Source organism: Caballeronia sp. LZ065, from assembly GCF_031450975.1.
Lineage (GTDB): Bacteria > Pseudomonadota > Gammaproteobacteria > Burkholderiales > Burkholderiaceae > Caballeronia.
Genome location: NZ_JARUXV010000003.1, coordinates 674,322 through 694,184, shown reverse-complemented (window position 1 = coordinate 694,184; position 19,863 = coordinate 674,322). Strand labels below are relative to the sequence as shown.

The following is a 19,863-nucleotide window of genomic DNA, read 5'->3' as shown; positions in this document are numbered from 1 at the left end:
GGCAATGGGTCTTTAGCCGGCATGTCGAAACAGGCTGCACGCGCTCTTGAATACGTCTTTGAAGGAGACGCACTGTTTTGAATACCTTGCGGATTTACCGGGTTGACCGGCGGGGTGTCGCGGTCCTTCAATGTTCGGAAGCCCACGAGCAAGCCTGCCAATCGTCCGGCTTGCTCGCAGCCCCCCCTCACCTTCCGCGCTCAAGCGCCCCCAAATCCTCGCTACGCTCCCGCCCCGCCTCGCCCGTCCCCACCGAAATGTCTTCGAGCGACCGATTCTTCGTCTCCGGCCCGAACATGCCCACGATCAACGCTTGCGCCAGCAGCGTCCCGACGATCAGCGTCAGCACGCCCGCGATGCCGGTGCCCGCATAAGCCGCCGCCACGGCATACGGCAACGCGATGCTGACCGCGCGCCCGATGGCGTTCGCGAGCCCCGTGCCGCGCAAGCGCAATGCAGTGGGAAACAGCTCCGGCACGTAACTGGCGATCGTGAACGACGACAGTACATAGAGGCACGCGGTGATCGCGAACCCCAGCACGGCGATCACGAACTCGGATTGCGCAAACGGATAGCCGACGCCAAGCGCCGCGCAGATCAGCGAGAACGCGACGATGCCCCACTTGCGCCCGATGCGCTCGGTCAACAGGAACGCGATGAGCGATCCAACCGGTCCGCCCGCGAACATGATGGCCGTCAGCCCGAGCGAACTGGAAATCGTGTGACCTTCCTTCACGAGAAACGTCGGGATCCAGCTGACGAACGCAAATTGCGCGACGAACTGCACCACGAGCACCGTGATCGCGCTGATCGTCCGCGCGCGCATGCCGGGCGCGAACAGATCGCGCAGACGGCCGCTCGTTTCAGGCGTGCTTTCGCGCACCACTGAAGACGGTGCCGGAGCCGTCACACCGCAAGCCGCCTCGATGGACTCGACCACGGCCAGCGCCTCGCGCTCACGTCCTTTCGACGCCAGCCAGCGCGGCGATTCCGGCATGCGCTTGCGCAGGAACCACGCAACGAGCGCGCCCACGCCGGCAATCGCGAACATCCAGCGCCAGCCGTAATGCGGCACGATCATCCAGCCGAGCAGCGTCGAAAGAAACAGCGACGAGTTGATGATCAGATTGACGATCGTGCCAAAGCGGCCGCGCCACGCAGGCGGAATGAACTCGCTCAGCGTGCCGTAGCCGACCACGATCTCCGCGCCCATCCCGATGCCCATCACCAACCGGAAGAAGATCAGCCAGGTCATCGACGGCGCGAACGCTGCCGCGATGGACGCAAGGCCATAGATCAGCAGATTGAATTGATAGCAGAAGCGTCGTCCGTAGCGGTCGCCCATCACGCCCGACAGCCACGCGCCCACCATCATGCCGATGAAGGTCACCGACACAAAAGTCGCGTTGAGTTGCAGCGTGGACTCGCCGCTCTTGATCATCGCGGCGAGCACGGTGCCGGCAATGTAGATGTCGAATGAATCGAAGTACATGCCCGCCGCGATCAACGCGAGCAGCTTCCAGTGATAGCGGGACAGCGGCACGCTGTCGAGGCGTGCGCCGATACGGGTGTCAGCCTGCATGTCGGTCTCCGGAAACGGTGTTTGTCAGACGATGGTCAGACGATGACGAGGTTGCGCGGCGCGCCGCGCGCGAACGCTTCGAGGTTGTCGGTCAACTGATCCGCGAGCGCCTGCACGGCCTCCTCGCTGGCCCACGCGACGTGCGGCGTCAGGATGAAGTTCGGCAGGTCGAGCAAGGCACGAAACGGGTGCTCGGCGGCGAGCGGCTCGGACGTCGCGACATCGAAGCCCGCGCCGGCAATTCGCCCGTCCCGCAGCGCCGGCCCCAGCGCATGCTCGTTGACGAGCCCGCCGCGCGCCGTGTTGATGAGCAGCGGGCGGCGTTCCATCGCGTTTAGTTCGGGCGTGTCGATCAGGTTGCGCGTCGCGGGCGTGAGCGGGCAATGCAGCGTGATGACATCGCTCGTGGGCAACACCGTGTCGAACGGCGTGTACAGCGAACCCATGCCCTCGCGGCCCTTGTGCGCCGACATCAGCACGCGCATGCCGAGCGCTTGACCCAGCGCGGCCACCGCCCGTCCGAGCGCGCCGTCGCCAATGACGCCGAGCGTCGAGCCGGCAAGGTCGCGGATCGGATGATCGAAGAAACAGAACTGGCCGCTCTCTTCCCAGCGGCCCGCGCGCACCGACTCGCGATACGCGACGAGACTGCGCCGCAACGCGAAGATCAGCGCGAAGGTATGTTCGGGCACCGTATGCCGCGCATAGTCGCGAATGTTCGAGACGGCGACGCCGCGCGCCTTGCACGCCTCCAGGTCGATGACGTTCGTGCCGGTCGCCGCCACCGCGACCAGCTTCACGCGCGCCGCGTGTTCGAGCGCGGCCGCGCCGATCGGCGCCTTGTTCGTGATGACGATGTCCGCATCGCGAATGCGTTCGGCGACTTCGTGCGCGGCAGTCGCCGGATACTCGCGCCACGTGTGCGCAAAATCCGGACGACGCAGGCGGGTGTGCGGAGCGAGGGTGGCGCGGTCGAGAAAGACGATGTTCATCGGGTTGAGTGAGGTTCGAGGATCAGGGACGCTCGGTGGCGGCGAGTTCGTTCGCGTCGTTTCCAGCCCGGCCATGCCGGCCGCGCATCGCCCACGCCAGCGCAGCAAGCGCGAAGCAGCCATATAGCGCGATCAGCTGGATGCCGGCGTCGAAATGACCCGTGGCGTCCTTTATGACGCCGATCGCATAGGGCGCGGTGAAGCCCGCGAGATTGCCGAACGAATTGATCGCGCCGAAGCCGATGGCCGCGACCGCCGGGCCGAGCAACAACGGCAAGGTGGACCAGAAGATCGCCACCGCCGAAAAAGTGCCGAACGCAGCGAGACAGAGACAAGCGAGCTTGAGGACCGGCGTGGCAACAAGCGTGGAGCCGCCGAGTCCGACGACGGCAAGCGCCATCGGCAGCAGCACATGGAAGCGGCGTTCGTCGTGGCGGTCCGAGCGTCTGCCCCACCACATCATGCCAAAGCCGGCGATGAAGAACGGGATGGCCGCGACCACGCCGACCATCGACAGGCTCAGATGAAACTCCCGGACGATCTGCGGCAGGAAGAAACTCAGTCCGAAGATCGACAGGTTGATGCCGAAATACGCCAGCGCCAGCGCGACGATCACCGGGTTGCGCACCGCGCTCCAGCCGCCGTGTTGCGTGGCGGGCACGCGGGCGCGTTCGGCAGCGATGGTGTTCGCAAGCCACGCGCGTTCGTCCGGCGCGAGCCACTGCGCCTGCGCGGGCGTGTCGCGCAACACGGCGAGCACGGCGAACGCGAGCAAGACGGCCGGCAAACCTTCCGCGATGAACATCAGTTGCCAGCCATGCAGGCCGAACACGCCGTCGAGGCCGAGCAGCCCGCCCGACAACAGCGAACCGAACACATTGGCGAACGGCATCGCGGCCATGAACACGCTCACGACCCGCGCGCGCCACGCGCCCGGAATCCAGTACGTGAAGTACAGCATGATGCCGGGAAAGAACCCCGCCTCGGCGATGCCGAGCAGCACGCGCAGCGTAAAGAAGCTCGCCGGTCCCTGCACGAAGGCCATGCAGGCGGACAGCACGCCCCAGGTCAGCATGATCCGCGCAATCCAGCGGCGCGCGCCGACTCTTTCGAGAATCAGGTTCGACGGCACCTCGAAGATCACATAGCCGATAAAGAACAGGCCCGCGCCGATGCCGAAGGTCGTCGCCGAAAAGCCAAGCGCGCGATTCATCGTCAGCGCGGCGAAGCCGATGTTCACGCGGTCGAGAAACGACACCACGAAGCACACGATCAACAGCGGCACGTAGCGCCGCAGCACCCGGCGCATGGTGCGGACTTCGAGTTCATCCATGCAGGTCTCCTTGAACATCTCATGCAGCGTGAACACGCTGGCTATAATGCGTTCAACCTGGCACGCCCGCGACAGCGCGCATCATCATCGAGCGACCTCCATGCCGAAGACACCAGCGAACGAGACCGCCCTTCCTTCTTCCCGTACGACTTCCTCCGATACCGTCTTCGCGCAGATCCGAGCGCGCATTCTCGACAACGCGCTGCGCCCCGGCGCCTATGCCACCGAACAGGATCTCGCCGAGTCCTTCGGCGTGAGCCGCACGCCGGTGCGCGAGGCGATGGTGCGTCTGCGCGACGAAGGCCTCGTCGAACTCGTGCCGCGCCGTGGCATGCGCGTGTTGCCGGTATCCGTCGCGGACATGCGCGAGATCTATCAGATCCTCACCAGCCTCGAAGCGACCGCCGCGGAACTGGTCGCCATAAGCAAGCCCGCCGCGAAGGATCTGCAAGCGCTCGAGCGCGCGTGCGTCGCCATGGACCGCGCGCTCGCAAAAGACAATCTCGAAGCCTGGGCCGCCGCCGACGAAGCCTTCCATCTGCATCTGCTCAAGCTGTGCGGCAACGCGCGGCTCGAACAGATCGTGCGCAAGTACTGGGACCAGATTCATCGCGTGCGTTTCATCACGCTGAAGCTCGGGCCGAAACCGCATGCATCGGCGGGCGAACATCGCGAGATCGTCGCAGCGCTCGCCCGCGCCGACGCCGATACCGCGCAACGCCTGTTTCGCGAACATCGCGCGCGCGGCGTGCAGAAGCAGCTCGACACGCTCAGGGACTTCCGCCTCGATCAGGTCTGAGCGCATGCTCCGCGATGGCTTCGTCGAGTAAGGGCCACGCTACCGTGAAGCTCTGGATGCCCATCGCGCTGGCAAGCTGCATCACTTCCAGCAGTTCGGCCGCGCTCGCGCCATAGCCCAGTGCGTTCTTGATGTGGATGCGCGTCCCCGGCGCGAACTGATGCGTCGCCGAGACGGCCACCGCGATGTACACGAACTCCTTTACCTTCGGCTCCAGCGCGCCCGACAACCACGGCGCCGCCGAAAAATCGATGAAGGCCTTGAAGTACTCCGGATCGAGCGCGAGCAGCGTTTCCCACAACGGATTCCAGTAGCCGCGCTTGGCCTCGAACTCCGCGCGCAACGCGTCGCGGCGTGCGTCGCTGCGCTGGAGTTCGTCGGCCTGATGCGGATCGAGCGCCAGGCATTCGGCGAGGATCGGCACGCCGAGCGTGCAGGCATGCACGGCCATCACGCTAACCAGTTGCAGCACTTCGACCAGCTCCTCGCGCGTCGCGCCGTGTTCGAGCGCCCGGCGCAAGTGTTCGCGGATGCCGTCCTCGTGCAGATGCGTCATCGCCGCGTTGAGTGCAAGACCGATCAGCGCCTTGGTCTTCGGTGCGAGCGGCCCGTGCCGAAGCGGCTTGCCCGCGAAGTCGAGCCACGCGTCGATGAACTCCGGCGCGGCGTCCGCGAGCGCATCGAGCGAGGCGTTCCAGGTCCCGCCCTGCGCGGCAAAATGCCTGATGCGGTCCTTGATGTGCATGTCTCCTCCAGGCTTGGCGGGCTTCATTGCGCCCGATATCACCGGACGATCAGCGGCCGATGTTCGCGTAGCGCGCCTCTTCCGCAACGGCCTTGTCGAGACCGACGAACTTGTTGAAGTCCTCGAACGAAGTCAGGCGATCCGCCACCGCATTGGTGGATCCTTCGCGCATGAAGATCTCCATCATTTCCTTGACGGCCTTGTGCATCGCGAACATCGGTTCGATCGGGCACAGCGCGTAGTCAAAGCCAATCTCATGCACCTCTTTCAGCGACAGGTACGGGCTCTTGCCCGAACGCGCCATGTTGAACAGGATCGGCTTGCCGAGCGGCTTCAGGCGGCGGATCAGTTCGCGCATCTGATCGATGCTTTCAGGCGCATCCGCATACAGCCCGTCCGCGCCGATCGCGGCATACGATTCGAGCCGCTCGATGGCGTCGTTCAGCCCGGTCACCGCGATCGCATCCGTACGCGCGACGATGAAGAAGTTCGGATCCGTGCGCGCGGCCAACATCGCGGCGAGCTTCTGCTGCATCTCTTCCTTCGGCACCAACTGCTTGCCCGCGAAGTGTCCGCATTTTTTCGGCACGGCCTGATCTTCCAGATGCAGCACCGACGCACCCGCTTCTTCCCACAGCTTGATGGTGCGCTGGCAATCGAGCACGCCGCCGTAGCCGGTATCGGCATCGGCGAAAACCGGCACCTTGGTCACGCGGCAGATGCGGCGGATGTGATCGAACATTTCTGTCTGCGTGAGCTGGCCCACGTCGGGCTGCCCGGCGACGATGGCGGACGCCGCGAAGCCGCTCACATAGATGGCCTTCGCGCCGGCCTGCTCGGCCAGCATGGCGGTGACGGCGTCGTGTGCGCCCAGGCACACGAACGGCGGGGATTTGAGCAACTCGCGGAATTGGGCGGAACGGTTCAAGGTCTTCTCCCCTGCTTGCGTGAATGACGAGGTTTCATGATATCGATAACTCAACAGTGGAAGCAAGACATGCGGGCAATTTTTTGATATCGATATCACGTCGTAATAAATTCTGTTTTAGCGTTTAATATCAATTACTTGATTCGTGAAATCGGCGTGGTTGAAGTCAGCGCGGAGGGTATTCCCCTATTCCTCGAAGACACCGCTCGCTCAAGATAATGCATGCACAAAGCCGGACCCAAAGCGCCCGGCCGCCCTCAGGAGACACACCCATGTCCGACATCGAATCGCGAACCATGCGCCGGGTCACGCGCCGCTTCGTGCCCTTGCTCATCATCTGCTTCGTGATCTCGTTCCTCGATCGCGTCAACGTCGGTTTCGCCGCGCTGACCATGAGCGCGGACCTCAAATTCTCCTCCACCGTGTTCGGCCTCGGCGCAGGACTGTTCTTCATCGGCTACTTCTTCTTCGAGGTGCCGTCGAACCTCGCGCTCGAACGCGTGGGCGCGCGCCGCTGGATCGCGCGCATCATGCTCACGTGGGGCATCCTGTCCGGGGCCACGGCGTTCATTACCGGGCCATGGAGCTATTACATCGTGCGGGTGCTGCTCGGTGCAGCCGAAGCGGGCTTTTTCCCCGGCGTGATCCTGTTCCTGACGTACTGGGTCCCGGAGCGTCATCGCGGCCGCGTGGTGGGCGTATTCATGGCCGCGATGCCGTTCGCCAGCGTGTTTGGCGCGCCGCTCTCGGGATGGCTGCTGAGCCATGACGGCGTCTTCGGCCTGAAGGGCTGGCAATTGATGTTCATCACCGAGGCGCTGCCCTCGCTGGTGCTCGCAGTCGTCGTGCTGAAGGTGTTGCGCGATTCTCCCGCGCAAGCCGAATGGCTCGCCGACGACGAACGCGCCTGGCTCGATGCCACGCTCGACGCGGAACGCCGGCGCAGCGTCGCGTTCAACGAACACGGCTTCCTCAACATCGTCAGACGGCCGCTCGTGCTGATGCTGGCGGCCGCGTACTTCGGCATTGTCGGCATCAACTTCGGCCTGAGCTTCTTCCTGCCGCAGATCGTGCGCGAGTTCCATCTGAGTCTGATGCAGGTGGGCATCGTCGCCGCGATTCCGTTCGCCGTCGGCGCGTTCGGCATGATGTGGTGGAGCCGGCGCTCGGATCGTCATCGCGAGCGCCGCTTTCATGTATTGCTGCCGATGGCGCTCGGCATCGCCGGGCTCGTCGGCTCGACGCTCGTCGCCGTGCCCGCGCTGAAGCTGGCCTTGCTGTGCCTCGCTTCGTTCGGCGTGTTCTCGGCATTGCCGGTCTTCTGGGCGCTGCTGCCCGGTTTGCTCGGACCGGCGGTCGCGGCCATCGGCTTCGCGGCCATCAACTCGCTCGGCAATCTGTCGGGCTTCGCCGCGCCCTACGTGGTGGGCGTCATCAAGGATGCGACCGGCAGCACGGCGGGCGGATTGCAGGCCATCGGCGCATATGGCGTGATCGCCTGGTTGATTCTTGCTGTCGTCAGCCGGCATCATCGCCAAGATACGAACGCGCAGGACGCCGCCCAGGCGCTGCGCGAGGCGCGCGGCTGACTCCCTCAACCGACCACTCAAACGGAAACCCGATATGAATGCAGCGCAGGAAGGCACGATCGACATTTCGAACCGCGGCAGCGTCCGCATTCTCACGATGTGCAGGCCGGACAAGAACAATCGCGTCACGCAGGCCATGGCCGAACAGGCCGTGCGGGCGTTCGAGGCGGCGCGCATCGACAAGTCGGTCAGCGGCGTCGTACTCACGGGCCACGGCGAGGTCTTCTGCACCGGCGGCGACTACATGAGCGCGGGCGGCACGAGCGAAGGACGGCTCGGCTTCGCGCGCGCGTTCAGCGACATGGAACGCGCGATGACACGCGTCGGCAAGCCGCTGGTCTGCGCGAACAACGGCCCCACGCATGCGGGCGGCTTCAGCCTGCTCACCGCGTGCGATCTCGCGGTCACGCACGAAGGCGCGACCTTCGGTCTGCCGGAAATCGCGCACGGACTGTTTCCGTTTCTCGCGCTGGCCATCGTGAAGGACAGTCTGCCGAAGAAGGTGCTGTGGGACATGGTCTATCGCGCGCGGCTGCTCAGCGCGGCGGAGGCGCAGCAGTTTCATCTTGTCAACGAGATCGTGCCGGCGGACACCGTGCTGGAGCGTGCTGTGGAACTGGCGGGATGCACGGCGCAATGGAATCGCGACATCGTGAGCCTCGGCCGCGATCTCTACTACAACACGCGTTGCAGCAATCCGAATGAAGCGGTCGAGCAGTCGCGCTTTGCGCTGATCGCGGCCTTGAAAGCCATGGATGAAAGCGGGCTGGGTTAAACAGCGCGCTCAGGTACTGCCGCGCTGGATCACTTCGAAGCCGACATCGACGCTCGACACCGGCAGCGTCACCCCTTTGGTCCGCGCGACGATCATGCTCGCGCTGCGCACGCCGATCTCATAGCGCGGAAACGCGACCGTGGTGATGGGCGGCACGATGTTCTGCATCAGTTCGTTGTCATCGGATGCAGCCACCGCAATGCGTCCAGGCACCGCAATGCCGCGCCGCTGGCATTCGAAGACCGCGCCGGCGGCAAGCACGTCGCCGGCGAAGAACACGGCCTGCACCGAAGGCTCCTGTTCGACGATGCGCGCCAGCGCGCGTGAACCGCTCTCGAGTCCCGGCTCCACTTCCAGCACCAGCCCCGGCGCAATGCCCGCCCCCGCGCGCTTGAGTTCCGCGAGAAAGCCGTTGCGCCGCTGACGCAGCCGGTCGCTGCCTGCCACCGCCAGACTCGCAAACGCAAAACGCCGGTAGCCCAGTTCGAGCAGATGCCGCGCCATGGCCTTGCCCGCGGCATGATTCGAGTAGCTGACCACCATGTCGATGGGGTCGCTGCTGAGATTGCCGGTTTCCACGCAAGGGATGCCGTTGTTCCGCAGCATGGTGACGGTGCGCGGCGTGTGTTTCGTGTTGTGCAGGATCACGCCGCAGACGCGCATCGCGATGTATTCGGCGACGAGCTTCTCCTCTTCTTCGAGATCGAGCCCGCTGTCGGAGATCATCAGATGCAGGCCGTTGCGCGTGAGCACTTCGGAAATGCCCTTGATGGTTTCGGCATAGAGCGCATTGCGCAGGCTCGGCACGACGAGCGCGACCACGGTGGAACGGTTGGACGACAGGCTGCCCGCGATGCGGTTCGGCACATAGCCGCTCGCCTCGATGGCCGCGCGCACGCTCTCCAGCACGTGTGGCGAGACGCTGCCCGGCGAGCGCATGGCGCGCGAGACGGTCATCGTCGATACGCCGGCGAGACGGGCGACGTCTTTCATCGAGGTCGCTTGAGTCGCTCCTTTTCTTCCCACTCTGATCTGGCTCCTGATGCGGCGCGCGACAAGCTCACCCCCGCGCCTGAACCGGCCGCACTGTGCGCCGTGCGGCCATGTTACTGGATGACGATGCAGGCGGGAATCAGGTCTGTCGCGCGCACAGTTCGAGCGCGTGCCGCCAGTCGGGCGCGGCGAGGCCGAAGGCGGCCGCGAGCTTTGCGTTCGACAGACACGAGTTGACCGGCCGGCGCGCCTTCACCGGATAAGCGCTGGCCGGAATGGGCGTCACGCGGGTCTGTTCCGTCTTGCCCCACACGCGCAGGATCTCGCGGGCGAACTCGCACCAGGACGTGCGCCCGCCGTTGGTGAGGTGATAGCGGCCACCGAGCGCATCGGCCGAGCCAGGCCGGGCGCGTTCCGCGTGCGCAATCTGGCCGGGCATGCCGGCACTGAGTTCGGCGACGGTCCGGCTCCAGGTCGGCGCGCCGAACTGGTCCGCGACGATCGTCAGTTCCGGGCGCTGCTCCGCCAGCCGCAGGATGGTGCGCATGAAGTTCGCACCGCGCGCGCCATAGACCCCGCTCGTGCGCAGGATCAGATGCCGGCAGCCGCTGGCCGCGATCGCCTGTTCGCCGGCGAGCTTGGTTGCGCCGTAGACGTTGAGCGGAGCGACGGAGTCGGTTTCCACATACGGTGTGTCCTTGGTGCCGTCGAAGACGTAATCCTGGCCCGCGCGGCATCAGTTCGCGGGGATCCCCACGTGTCCGTTCTCGAGCATGAACGTGACGTCGCATCGGGGCGCTTCCGGCCCGGACGCGAGCCTGAAGGTCTTGCCGTGATTCACGAATACGGTATAGGCCATGCCGAAGCCCGAGAACCACCATTCCGCTGGAATATCCCAGGTCTTCACGCCCGATGTATTGACCGTCGCCTGGCTAGGACGGAAGCAATACACGGACACTTCCGGGTGAGCGCGATCAAAGTTGCGCAGCGTTTCGATGTCGGCCCGCACGCCCGCGCCATAAGGTTCGCGGCTGAAATAGGCGATCGGGCCGCGGAATGCCGCCCCGCAGATGAACAACAACGCCGCTACCCCGATCCAGCGCGCCAGATTCACGCGCCGCGCCGGCAGCGACTCGTGCAGCGCACACAGCGCGGCCATCAAGAAGAACAATTGCGCGAGAACGCCATACTGTTCGTAGCGCTGGTGGAGCAGGAACGCGAAGGGCAAGAAGAACGCCAGGGAGGCGAGAAACAGCCATGCCGTGAACAGCCGGCCCTTGGCCCATGAAAGCGCCGCGCCCGCCACCACCGCGATCGTCCACACGACCCGCGACGCGTTGCCGTAGAAATAGTAGGCGGCGTTCTCCCAAAAAACCGAAGGCCTGTACGACGTGCCATACGCGCCCGACTGCTGTGCCTTGAGCTTGAGATAGAAGATGACGAACAAGACGATGCCGGCCAGGGGCACCACATAGTTGCGCCAGTCCCGGCGATGCCGGGGATCCGCGACCAGCATCCAGATGGGCAGACTGACCGCCATGCACATGAAGATGTTCGACATGTAGCCGAGCGTCAGGACGATCAGCAGCGCGAGGATCGTTCCGAAGCGGGTGCGGCCATCGGCGGACGGCGCGCGGCTCACGAAGAGATAGACAAACAGCACCACGAACAGATGGCCGATCAGATGCTGCGAGTTCGACAGCCACACGTAGGCCGCGGCGGTCGCGGGCAGTGCATAGTAGAACAGGCCCGCCACGACACCCGCAAAGCGGTCATGACCGCGCGAGACGATCAGTCCGGCCAGCACGCTCGTCACGCCAATGCAGAAGAGATTGAAGAGATAGTAATACTGCGCGTCGAGCGCGAAGAGCTGCTGGCCGTAGTGCCAGTAGACATTGCGCGTGACGAAGCGGCCGAAGTTGGTGAAGTCCCACAACTGTGGGAGTCTGACCTCCGCCGCATAATGCTCGATGAAGCCAAAGTCGTCCTGGAAGAACCAGGCCGTGTGCGCGTATGACAGATAGAAGCCTGTCATGAGGAAAGCAACGAACGCGACGCCGATGATCATGGGCAACGTAACGCGCCCTTCTCCCGAGGCTGTGCGGGACCAGACCTGCATGTTTGAAACTCCGTTCTGATTGCCGGCGCGTCAGCGCACGCCGGATGGTCGCAGGCGTGCGCCGGCCCCGGACCGGGGTTGGCTGAACGCCCGAAAGACATGGATCAAGCGCGAAGCCGGCGTGCGTGATGCCGGGCTCCGGCAGGGTGCGGCGGGTTGCGGCGGGTTGCAACATGCGGACGAGCCGCTTCGAACCCGCGCGTTGCGCGATGCCGGACCGCCACCCCTCGACCCTGGCACGTTCGCGTGACGTGTGCGGCATCCACCTGGCCTCATGGACAGCCTGGTTCGTCGCGAGCAAGGCAAGCTTCCGTCCTTTGCCCTGCTTGTTGAAGGATGCGGAGAGACAGTGAGGCACGAACACCTCTTCTGTGCAGGCGACGCGCAACCCCGGCGATTCTACCAGCCGGCAATGATCGTCGTCTTCGTGGAAGCCGATGCCGTAGTCCTCGCTGATCGGCCCCCAACGCTCGTCAGTGCTGCGCGGCAGCATCGTGCAGAAGAACGCGGTCACGCCCGGTTCGAAGCAATGTCGCGATAGTGCTTCGTCAGGCGCGACTCGTTGCCGATAAAGTGGGTCACCGGCCCAATGATCCTGATTGCAGGCGGGTGGCGCAGATGATTTGCAGGCCGCCGTGTACTACCCACACGCGCAGCCGTCCTCGCCCTGCAAAACCATGCGGGTACGTCTGCCGTGCGCTTACGCTCCGAAATGCCGCTTGAGGACATCGACGATACGGCCCGACGCGAGCCCGTCGCCATAAGGTGACACGCCGCGCGCCATGCGCTGGTACTCGGCCGGGTCGTCGAGCAGACGCTGCACGCTCGACACGATCTCGTCAAAGTCCGTACCCACCAGCTTCACTACTTCATGTTCGACCGCTTCCGGACGCTCGGTCTCGCGGCGCATGACCAGCACCGGTTTGCCCAGCGCGGGCGCTTCCTCCTGCACGCCGCCCGAGTCGGTCAGGATCAGGTAGGCCTGCTTCATCGCCGCGACGAACGGCAGGTAGGACAACGGCTCGCACAGCGTGATGCGCGGATGCCCGCCGAGGTGTTCGTGGGCCGGATCGCGCACATTGGGATTCGGATGCACCGGATAGAGAATGTGCGTGTCCTCGTTGGCGTCCGCGACCGCCTTGATCGCGCGCAGGATGTTGCGGAACCCTTCGCCGAAATTCTCACGGCGATGCGACGTCACCAGAATCAGACGACGCTCGCCCTGATAGGGTGCCTCGCCGTCGCAGCGCCCGGCCACGTCGAGCAGCGCGTCGATCACGGTGTTGCCGGTCACGAAAATGGAGGCATCGTTCACGCCCTCCCGCAACAGGTTTTGGCGTGAGCTTTGCGTCGGCGCGAAATGCCAGCGCGCCAGCCGGCTCGCGACGACGCGGTTCATTTCCTCGGGAAACGGATTGTCCAGGTCGCCGGTGCGCAGCCCCGCTTCGACGTGGCCGAACGGAATGCGCCGGTAGAAGCACGCGAGCGCGGCCGTCAGCACGGTTGTCGTGTCGCCCTGCGCGAGCACGACATCCGGTTTCTCCACGTCGAGAACCTGATCGAGCCGTGTGATGAGCCGCGAAGTCAGTTCGGGCAGCGACTGGTTGGGCTGCATGATGTCGAGGTCCACGTCCGCGTGGATCTTGAACAGGTCGAGCACCTGATCCAGCATGCCGCGATGCTGGGCGGTGGCGAGCACGCGGCATTCCGCCCAGTCTTCCTTCTGCAGCCGCCCGATCAGCGGCGCCATCTTGACGGCTTCGGGACGCGTCCCGACAGTGACTAAGATCTTGCGTTTGTTCACGACCATTCCGTAAAGAGCCAGATGATGTGTGTGATGAAGGACTGGAGCGCGTCCGCGAAACCTTTGCGCGCGTTCTGGAGCCAGGCGAGGCACAGCCGCGCGAAGATGACGCTCTCCACTCTCGTGAAGTCCGGCAGGCCGCCCTTCACCAGCACGGCCCGTGTCTGCTCGGCGATGAACCTCAGCGGACCCGCGAGAGATTATCCAGCGAATGGAAAATGGGCGAAAGAAGCATCGGCATCGACAAAAGCCGGCCAGTCACATGAACGCAGTCCGAGACGCTGCTGAAGGGCTTGTCGAGCAGCATGCCGACTGCCGACCGCTTCCGCGCGGCCTGCCGACGACGGGATCCAGGATGGATGCCGCTACGGCGACTCCTCGGCGTCCCACTCGGCGAGCACGGCAGCGGGGATAGCCTTCACGGCTTCCCCGTAGCGCTTGCCGACGAACCGTTCCGCTCGGCGCAACAACACGGGGATCGGGCTGCTGGGCTCGTGGGCTTCGAACCAGTGCCGGGCATCGCGCATGGCGTGCAGCGCTGCGTCGCGGCCCGGCAAGGTACTTTCGTTGAGCGGGTCGTCGGGTGGTGGAGAGGGGTTCGCCGAACCCGACGCCTGTTCGGCTTCCTTGGGCGCCTTGGGCGCGTCGGGCTCCATTAATGCCCGGTCCACCGGCCCCTCGCCGACGACGCGCTCAAGCGCGCGTTTCAAGGGCGCCAGATCGGCTGCGAACGCGGCCAGCTGCTGGCGATTCCATGCATCGATGAGGCCGAGACTGTGCAGCGCCAGATCGAAACCCGCGAGTACTTCGGGCTGCCGGATGCGCAGATCGCGCAGTTGCTGCATCACGGATTTCACCGGCAACGCGTCGCTCGGCCTCGGCTGCGCGAAGGCGCGCTCGACGTCGCGTACCTGCAGACGCGCCACCGACGAGCGCACGAACGCAATATCCCGCACATCTGCAAGCAGACCGTTCGTATCGGTCAGCGTTTGCAACGCGTTCATGCGGATCTCCAGCGCGGCGTCCCGGTCTTCATCCACGCCCGTTTGCGGATGAATCGTCTCGCCATACGATGTCAGCCACGCCGACAGCACGCCGAGTCCGTCCGCGAGCCCTTGCGCGCCCGCCAGCCGCGTGCGGCAACGCGTGAACAGGACCGCCAGACGGATATCCTTGCTGCGCTGCATGAGCCGGCGACAATCGCGCTCGATCTCGCTCCAGTTGACCGGCTCTGCCGTGCCGACGAAGTCGCCGTACTGAGCATCGGCGCGCGCCACGGCCTGAGCGAACAACACCACGCACTCGGGGTCGTATTCGAGGTCCACGCCACACGGCGCGGCCGGGTCGAGCGGCGTCATCCAGTCGTCTTGTGCGTCCGGTTGCGGCGTCAATCCGCGCTGCTTGCTCATGATGTTCTCCTGATCGCCGAACCATTCCGCACTGCCTCGCTGTGCATGCCCGCGAGGTGCGGCTGCCCGGCATACTCTTCGGGATCGAAGCGCACTCCGGTGACGGGCTCGCCGTCAGGCGAGGAACCGAGCCAGCCCGACCAACCCAGTTGCTCCGCACCGCCGATTTGCGCGCAAGGCGCACTCTCCGCCCTGATACGCAGCACGAGTTCCCACTGGAACTCCCGGCCCACGAAGCTGCGCACGATATCGACGAGTTCCGGCAAGGCCGCGCCGTGCGGCGTGAAGCGCAAATATTCGTCAATTCCCACCGGCCCGATCACGATCCGGAAGCGGAATTGCCGGTCTGGCGCCTGTTCGCCGAGCATGGCGCCGTCACCCATCACCGACGCGGGGTTCGGCAAGCCCAGCCGGGTCTGTTCCTCGCGTTCGACCTTGACCCAGTGGAACACGTATTCGTCGAGACTCACCGGCACGCCGAAGTAATGTTCGAGCGTCATGCGCAGTCCGTCGGGGTTGCGCGCCTCGCGCACCAGATGGGCGGAAGCGGCCAGTTGCGCATGCGCGGGCCAGCGTCGCCCGGCGATCTCATCGCGCTCCTGTCCGGTCAGGCAGGCCACATAAAACGAAAAGGCTTCGTCGTCCGCGCGATCCAGCCCTGCCGCTGCCTGCGCCTTGCTCCATGCGCGATACAGCAGCGTCAGGTAGCGATGGTGAAAGATATCGAGAAAGCGGCTCAGAGTTGAGTCGCGCCGGGCTTCCTCGCGTTCGCGCGCGATCTCCGTGACATGAATGGGCAACGGCCCGTTCGGCCCCAGCATGCCGAGCCCGAACAGACGCAGATGCAAACGGCCATCGATTTCACCGACGCTCGCGATCTCGCGCGGCGCGAACGCCAGGCTGGGCTGTTGCCCGAGCCGGAACGGTTCGGCGCCCGGACGCGCCGCGGTGCCGACAGGATGAATGCGCGTGTCCGCGCTGATCCGGCGCACGAGCGCGAGAAAGCCGAAGCGCCAGGGCTCGTTCTGAAGGCGTTCGAGCAGCGCGGCCGACAGGGCCGATTCGCGCAACAGCATGGTGGACGGCCTGCGCTCCATCACGCCACCCCGCGTGTGCCGATGCGGACCGGCCAGCGCATGATGCGGCCGCGCTGCATCGACACCAGTTCTGTTTGCGTGAACGAGTTGATGGACACGTGACGCGCGAGGTAATGCTCGAGGATCAGGCCGAACAGATAAGGACTGGCGCCGGAAAAGCCGCTTTCGTCCACCGTCAGTTGACATTCGATGCCGCGTCCGAACACGAGCGGTCCGCTGCCCGGCAGCTTGCGCGTGACGGCATGGGTCTTCACACCGATGAGACTCTCCACCTGCCGATGCTGTTCGACGTCGTGACTGCCCAGAAAGAGCCTGAGCATGTCGCGCAAGCCCTGTCCTCCGGGCCGGTGATCCATCTCCTCGAGTGGCAGATAGTTGAAGTTCAACTGGCGGATCAGCCGCCAGGCGATCTCGCCTTCCGCGCAGGGCGGGCGCGGCGCGCTGGGCGGCCGGATCAGGCCGATGCTTTCGACCGGCGCAGGGCCCTTCTCGAGCGGCGCGAAGTCGTCCACGCCGTTGCGCGGCACGAGCAGGGGCAAGTCGCGGTTCGTGAGCCAGGCGTCGGCTTCGAGAGTCCGCAGGTTTTCGTGATACGGCGCCTCGTGCTGATCCACGAGCGCAACGAAGGTCTCGCTGCCGATATAGGACGTGCGCGTGCCATAGCGCCGGGTCGTGTCCGACAACAGCCGGCGTTCGCGGCGCACGGAGAAGTAGCGCCCGTGATTGCCTTCGTCGTGGTTGAGCGTCTGATAGAGCGCGCGGAATTCGAGCGGGTTCGAAGACTCCGGCAGACGCCCAACCACGCGCTCGACGGAATGGACCTCGTAGTCGAGCGGGGCCAGCCGCTTCGGCACCAGATGGATTTCGGTGTTGGAGGCCGAGACGTCGATGCGGTCCAGCCTGTCCGGAAACAGATTGACGACTGGCGTGCAGAAGAGCGCGAAGCGCGCCGCGTCGACGAGATTGCCCAGCTGACCGGACACACGGTCGAGCAGCACGACGATTTCGGCTTCCTGCCCACGCGTCCGGGCAAGCCCTTCCTTCAGGCCGGTCAGCGTGAAGAACAGGAAGCGGCTGGGGCACGCGAAGTACTCGTGCAGCAGGTTATGGCCATGGAATTTCGACCACGTGAGCGGCAGCAGCCCCTGATCGAGCCCGAGTCCTTCGTGCACCACGGCGTTCGTCTGGACCGCGGCGAATGGCTGGCTCGGGTCGCCGAACTGGCCCGGCTCGCCGACGATCGACGCAATGCCCGCCGCATGCACGAGTTCGAACAGATGCGACGCCACGGTTTCGTCACCCGCCAGGTACACCGGCAGGCGGTCCAGCTTCGTCAGGGTGGCAATCCTCGAATTGTCCGTGGTGCGGATGCGCAGACGCAGCGCGCCGCGAACCTGCGCCTGCCCGGGCACGTACCGGTCGAGCCGCGGGATATCGGGCGGAACGCCGGTCAGCCGCACGTCCACGATCTTCAACGGATACAGGGCCACGTCCTGGCTCGTGCGGAACGTACAGCACGTGGCTTCTCCATCGGCCTTGCGGGTCTTCAACGTCGTGCCGCGAGGCAAGACGGGGCCGTCGCTCAGATTGCCGGCGGAACCGGACGGATGGATCTGCACGACGGCCATCGAAGGCGTCGGCGACACGTAGTTCGGATAGGTGACCTCCAGCAGGCGCTGGGTGAAGCGCGGGAATTCCGCGTCGAGCTTGAGGCGCATGCGCGCGGACATGAAGCAGAAGGACTCGATCAGGCGCTCCACGTAGGGATCGGTGATTTCCCCGGCTTGCAGTCCCAGACGGCGTGCGATCTTCGGATGAGCCTGCGCGAATTCCCCAGCGCTCTCGCGCAGGTAGATCAGTTCCTGGTTGTAGTAATCGAGGAGTCGCGGGTCCATGCGGCGTTCGCTATCGGTTTGATTCGTTCGGTTTGAGTCGTTCGGTTCGGTTCGATTCGGTTCCAGGGCAATCTCAAGCTTGCTTCGAGGAGGCCAGCAGACGGCTCGACTCCAGGCAAAGCGAGCTTTGCACCATGAATTCGAGCGGATACGGCTCGGCCTGCACCAGACCATGAATCTCGAAGGCCACTTCGCCATGCCGTGCCAGGCGCTCGCCCTGCACACGCGGCACGATCCGCAGCGACTCGGGTATCAGGCGCGGTTCGAAGCGCACGATGGCCAGGCTGACCGCCTTCTCGATGTTCGCCCATTGACGCGACGCGACGAAGGCGCCCGCCAGCGGCGGCACGCCGAAATTGACCGTCGAGGCCGCGACATGCGCGTAGCGCACGGCGTCGATCAGCGGCCCGGGACTGGTCGCGTTCAGCAGATAGGCAAGGTCGCGCTGGATGATGTCGCGGAGTTGCGCGCGCGTCACGGTGTATTCGCCTGGCGCCTCCGTCTGACGTTGCGGCGCGTCGTCGCGCAGGCGATCGATCAGCGTAGGCAGCAGATGGCTTTCTGCGCGACGCGGCAGCCTGGCTTCGCTCATGCCGGCTGCTCGCAATTCAGGGCCCGCGTGCGCGCGCCAGCGTCGCTGACGGTGCACTCGGCGTCCCGCTCGGTCCCGGCGTGAAGGTCGGGCAACCAGCTGTCGAGGGCGAGTGCATGATGCTCGCGACGCGCCAGCGCAGGCGGCGCCGTGAACCTGCGGGGCGGGGCATGCACAGGGTTGGCGTGATGGGCGTAGCCGGCGTGAACGACAGAATGCTCGGCCGGCGCGAAGAGCCGCAGAATTTCCGGCGTGGGCGGAATGCTCATGTCCACGCCGCCTGACGCGAGACTGTCGTTCAGGGGGCCAAAAGCGTCTTCGACGCGCTGTGCCTCACCCAGAAACGCACTGATCGATTCCGTGTCGATCCCTTCGCCGACGCTGCCACATTCGGACGATGCGTCCTCCTGAGGGCCGGGATCGGACACTTCCGCCGCCGCCCACTCGCCGCCGGCCTGACTGCCAGCCGGATGGAGTGCCTCGTAATAGCCCGTGTGCAAGGCGGCGATCAGTGCATCTGCCTCAGAACTCGCGGAAGACGTGGACCTTGCGCATGCGGCCTGCCGCGCCGCGTCGAGAGCGGCGCCCTTGCGAACTGGAACGAAAGCGTCCGTGTCGGTACCTGGCTGCAGCCCGTCTATCCACGCACCGCCCCCCGGCTCCGCCCGACCGGGTGAAAGCGAAGGCGCGCCGGATAACGTGGGCTCCACGCAGTCGCGCATGGAACAGCGACGCCTGAAGAGAAATTCAAATCGCATCCGATAACCCTCCGCACGCTCGCCGCCAGAGTGGCGCGCATTGATGCCCGCGAAAATACCCGCGAGTTAAAACTAGCCTGAACAGTCTTTTAATTCAGCCTGCTCCCGATAAGAGGAATTAGCGCACGAATCGAATATGCCTGTCCAGAGTTCAAAAGCTCGATTTCGTGTAATCGGAATATTCGGCAACGTCCTATTGTGATTTTTTGTACGATTTATCAATCGGAAAAACCTCAATTTAGGATTTTACTCAAACGGCATTGGCTAGCCGCGCCTATTGGGAGTCGCTTCGGCCGATAGGGCGATACATACGTATTACATTGATTTTAAATATTAAATTATTCGATTCTACGCTCTTCCGAGCGACTATGCTGCTTTTTGTCATTTGAATAATTGGGATAAGTTGAGCCGTGAGGCCAGCTTGACGTTTACAGAATCGAAATTCATGATTGG

At 64.7% G+C, this 19,863-nt stretch carries 18 protein-coding genes; 3 read left to right on the top strand and 15 right to left on the bottom strand.

Features of this window, described 5'->3' with window-relative positions:
• Positions 1 to 187: 187 nt before the first annotated feature.
• From QCE63_RS23360 to QCE63_RS23350, 3 genes are read right to left on the bottom strand one after another with little or no spacing between them, the layout of a single operon-like run.
• Positions 188 to 1,582: an MFS transporter gene (locus tag QCE63_RS23360; protein WP_309836322.1), complete on the bottom strand. Its 1,395-nt coding sequence runs from the start codon at positions 1,580 to 1,582 to the stop codon at positions 188 to 190.
• A 35-nt stretch (positions 1,583 to 1,617) separates the two neighbouring features.
• Complete coding sequence (locus tag QCE63_RS23355; RefSeq protein ID WP_309836321.1) at positions 1,618 to 2,574, bottom strand: D-2-hydroxyacid dehydrogenase; 957 nt, start codon at positions 2,572 to 2,574, stop codon at positions 1,618 to 1,620.
• Between the two features lie 22 nt (positions 2,575 to 2,596).
• Entirely contained in the window at positions 2,597 to 3,907 is a 1,311-nt protein-coding gene (locus QCE63_RS23350) for an MFS transporter (RefSeq protein ID WP_309836320.1), read from the bottom strand.
• 100 nt (positions 3,908 to 4,007) lie between these two features.
• Between QCE63_RS23350 and QCE63_RS23345 the strand changes: the two genes are divergently transcribed.
• Positions 4,008 to 4,706 carry a GntR family transcriptional regulator gene (locus tag QCE63_RS23345; RefSeq protein WP_309836319.1) on the top strand — a complete coding sequence of 233 codons (699 nt, stop codon included), beginning with the start codon at positions 4,008 to 4,010 and terminating at the stop codon, positions 4,704 to 4,706.
• Here the strand turns inward: QCE63_RS23345 and QCE63_RS23340 are convergent.
• On the bottom strand, positions 4,678 to 5,451 hold the full coding sequence (locus tag QCE63_RS23340; RefSeq protein ID WP_309836318.1) for a carboxymuconolactone decarboxylase family protein: 774 nt from the start codon (positions 5,449 to 5,451) through the stop codon (positions 4,678 to 4,680). The genes QCE63_RS23345 and QCE63_RS23340 overlap by 29 nt on opposite strands.
• Before the next feature lie 49 nt (positions 5,452 to 5,500).
• Positions 5,501 to 6,379 carry an isocitrate lyase/PEP mutase family protein gene (locus QCE63_RS23335; protein ID WP_309836317.1) on the bottom strand — a complete coding sequence of 293 codons (879 nt, stop codon included), beginning with the start codon at positions 6,377 to 6,379 and terminating at the stop codon, positions 5,501 to 5,503.
• A gap of 272 nt (positions 6,380 to 6,651) precedes the next feature.
• On the opposite strand from QCE63_RS23335, the gene QCE63_RS23330 reads away from it, so the two are divergent.
• Both QCE63_RS23330 and QCE63_RS23325 read left to right on the top strand, forming a co-directional pair.
• Positions 6,652 to 7,968, top strand: coding sequence for an MFS transporter (locus tag QCE63_RS23330; protein WP_309836315.1), 1,317 nt, complete (start codon positions 6,652 to 6,654; stop codon positions 7,966 to 7,968).
• Positions 7,969 to 8,002: 34 nt separating this feature from the next.
• Positions 8,003 to 8,743: an enoyl-CoA hydratase/isomerase family protein gene (locus tag QCE63_RS23325; protein WP_309836314.1), complete on the top strand. Its 741-nt coding sequence runs from the start codon at positions 8,003 to 8,005 to the stop codon at positions 8,741 to 8,743.
• 9 nt (positions 8,744 to 8,752) lie between these two features.
• On the opposite strand, the gene QCE63_RS23320 is transcribed toward QCE63_RS23325, so the two are convergent.
• From QCE63_RS23320 to QCE63_RS23275, 10 genes are all read right to left on the bottom strand, one after another.
• On the bottom strand, positions 8,753 to 9,736 hold the full coding sequence (locus QCE63_RS23320) for a LacI family DNA-binding transcriptional regulator (RefSeq protein WP_309836313.1): 984 nt from the start codon (positions 9,734 to 9,736) through the stop codon (positions 8,753 to 8,755).
• A gap of 139 nt (positions 9,737 to 9,875) precedes the next feature.
• A complete protein-coding gene (locus QCE63_RS23315) occupies positions 9,876 to 10,421 on the bottom strand; it encodes an SDR family oxidoreductase (RefSeq protein ID WP_404990171.1) in 546 nt (181 codons plus the stop codon).
• A gap of 51 nt (positions 10,422 to 10,472) precedes the next feature.
• The gene (locus tag QCE63_RS23310) at positions 10,473 to 11,855 is read right to left on the bottom strand and encodes a hypothetical protein (protein WP_309836312.1); all 1,383 of its coding nucleotides are present in this window, start codon (positions 11,853 to 11,855) and stop codon (positions 10,473 to 10,475) included.
• Between the two features lie 700 nt (positions 11,856 to 12,555).
• Positions 12,556 to 13,659, bottom strand: a complete 1,104-nt coding sequence (gene wecB, locus QCE63_RS23305) for a non-hydrolyzing UDP-N-acetylglucosamine 2-epimerase (RefSeq protein WP_309836311.1) — start codon at positions 13,657 to 13,659, stop codon at positions 12,556 to 12,558.
• Positions 13,656 to 13,814 (bottom strand): hypothetical protein, encoded by a 159-nt coding sequence (locus tag QCE63_RS23300; RefSeq protein ID WP_309836310.1) that lies wholly within the window; start codon positions 13,812 to 13,814, stop codon positions 13,656 to 13,658. The genes wecB and QCE63_RS23300 overlap by 4 nt, the downstream gene beginning before the upstream one ends.
• 210 nt (positions 13,815 to 14,024) lie before the next feature.
• Positions 14,025 to 15,017: a type VI secretion system ImpA family N-terminal domain-containing protein gene (locus QCE63_RS23295; protein WP_309837315.1), complete on the bottom strand. Its 993-nt coding sequence runs from the start codon at positions 15,015 to 15,017 to the stop codon at positions 14,025 to 14,027.
• Between the two features lie 47 nt (positions 15,018 to 15,064).
• Complete coding sequence (gene tssG / locus QCE63_RS23290; RefSeq protein ID WP_309837314.1) at positions 15,065 to 16,165, bottom strand: type VI secretion system baseplate subunit TssG; 1,101 nt, start codon at positions 16,163 to 16,165, stop codon at positions 15,065 to 15,067.
• A complete protein-coding gene (tssF, locus tag QCE63_RS23285) occupies positions 16,165 to 18,060 on the bottom strand; it encodes a type VI secretion system baseplate subunit TssF (protein ID WP_309836308.1) in 1,896 nt (631 codons plus the stop codon). The genes tssG and tssF overlap by 1 nt, the downstream gene beginning before the upstream one ends.
• A 73-nt stretch (positions 18,061 to 18,133) precedes the next feature.
• Entirely contained in the window at positions 18,134 to 18,652 is a 519-nt protein-coding gene (gene tssE, locus QCE63_RS23280) for a type VI secretion system baseplate subunit TssE (RefSeq protein ID WP_309836307.1), read from the bottom strand.
• Positions 18,649 to 19,152 carry a TagK domain-containing protein gene (locus tag QCE63_RS23275; RefSeq protein ID WP_404990170.1) on the bottom strand — a complete coding sequence of 168 codons (504 nt, stop codon included), beginning with the start codon at positions 19,150 to 19,152 and terminating at the stop codon, positions 18,649 to 18,651. The genes tssE and QCE63_RS23275 overlap by 4 nt, the downstream gene beginning before the upstream one ends.
• Positions 19,153 to 19,863: the final 711 nt, after the last annotated feature.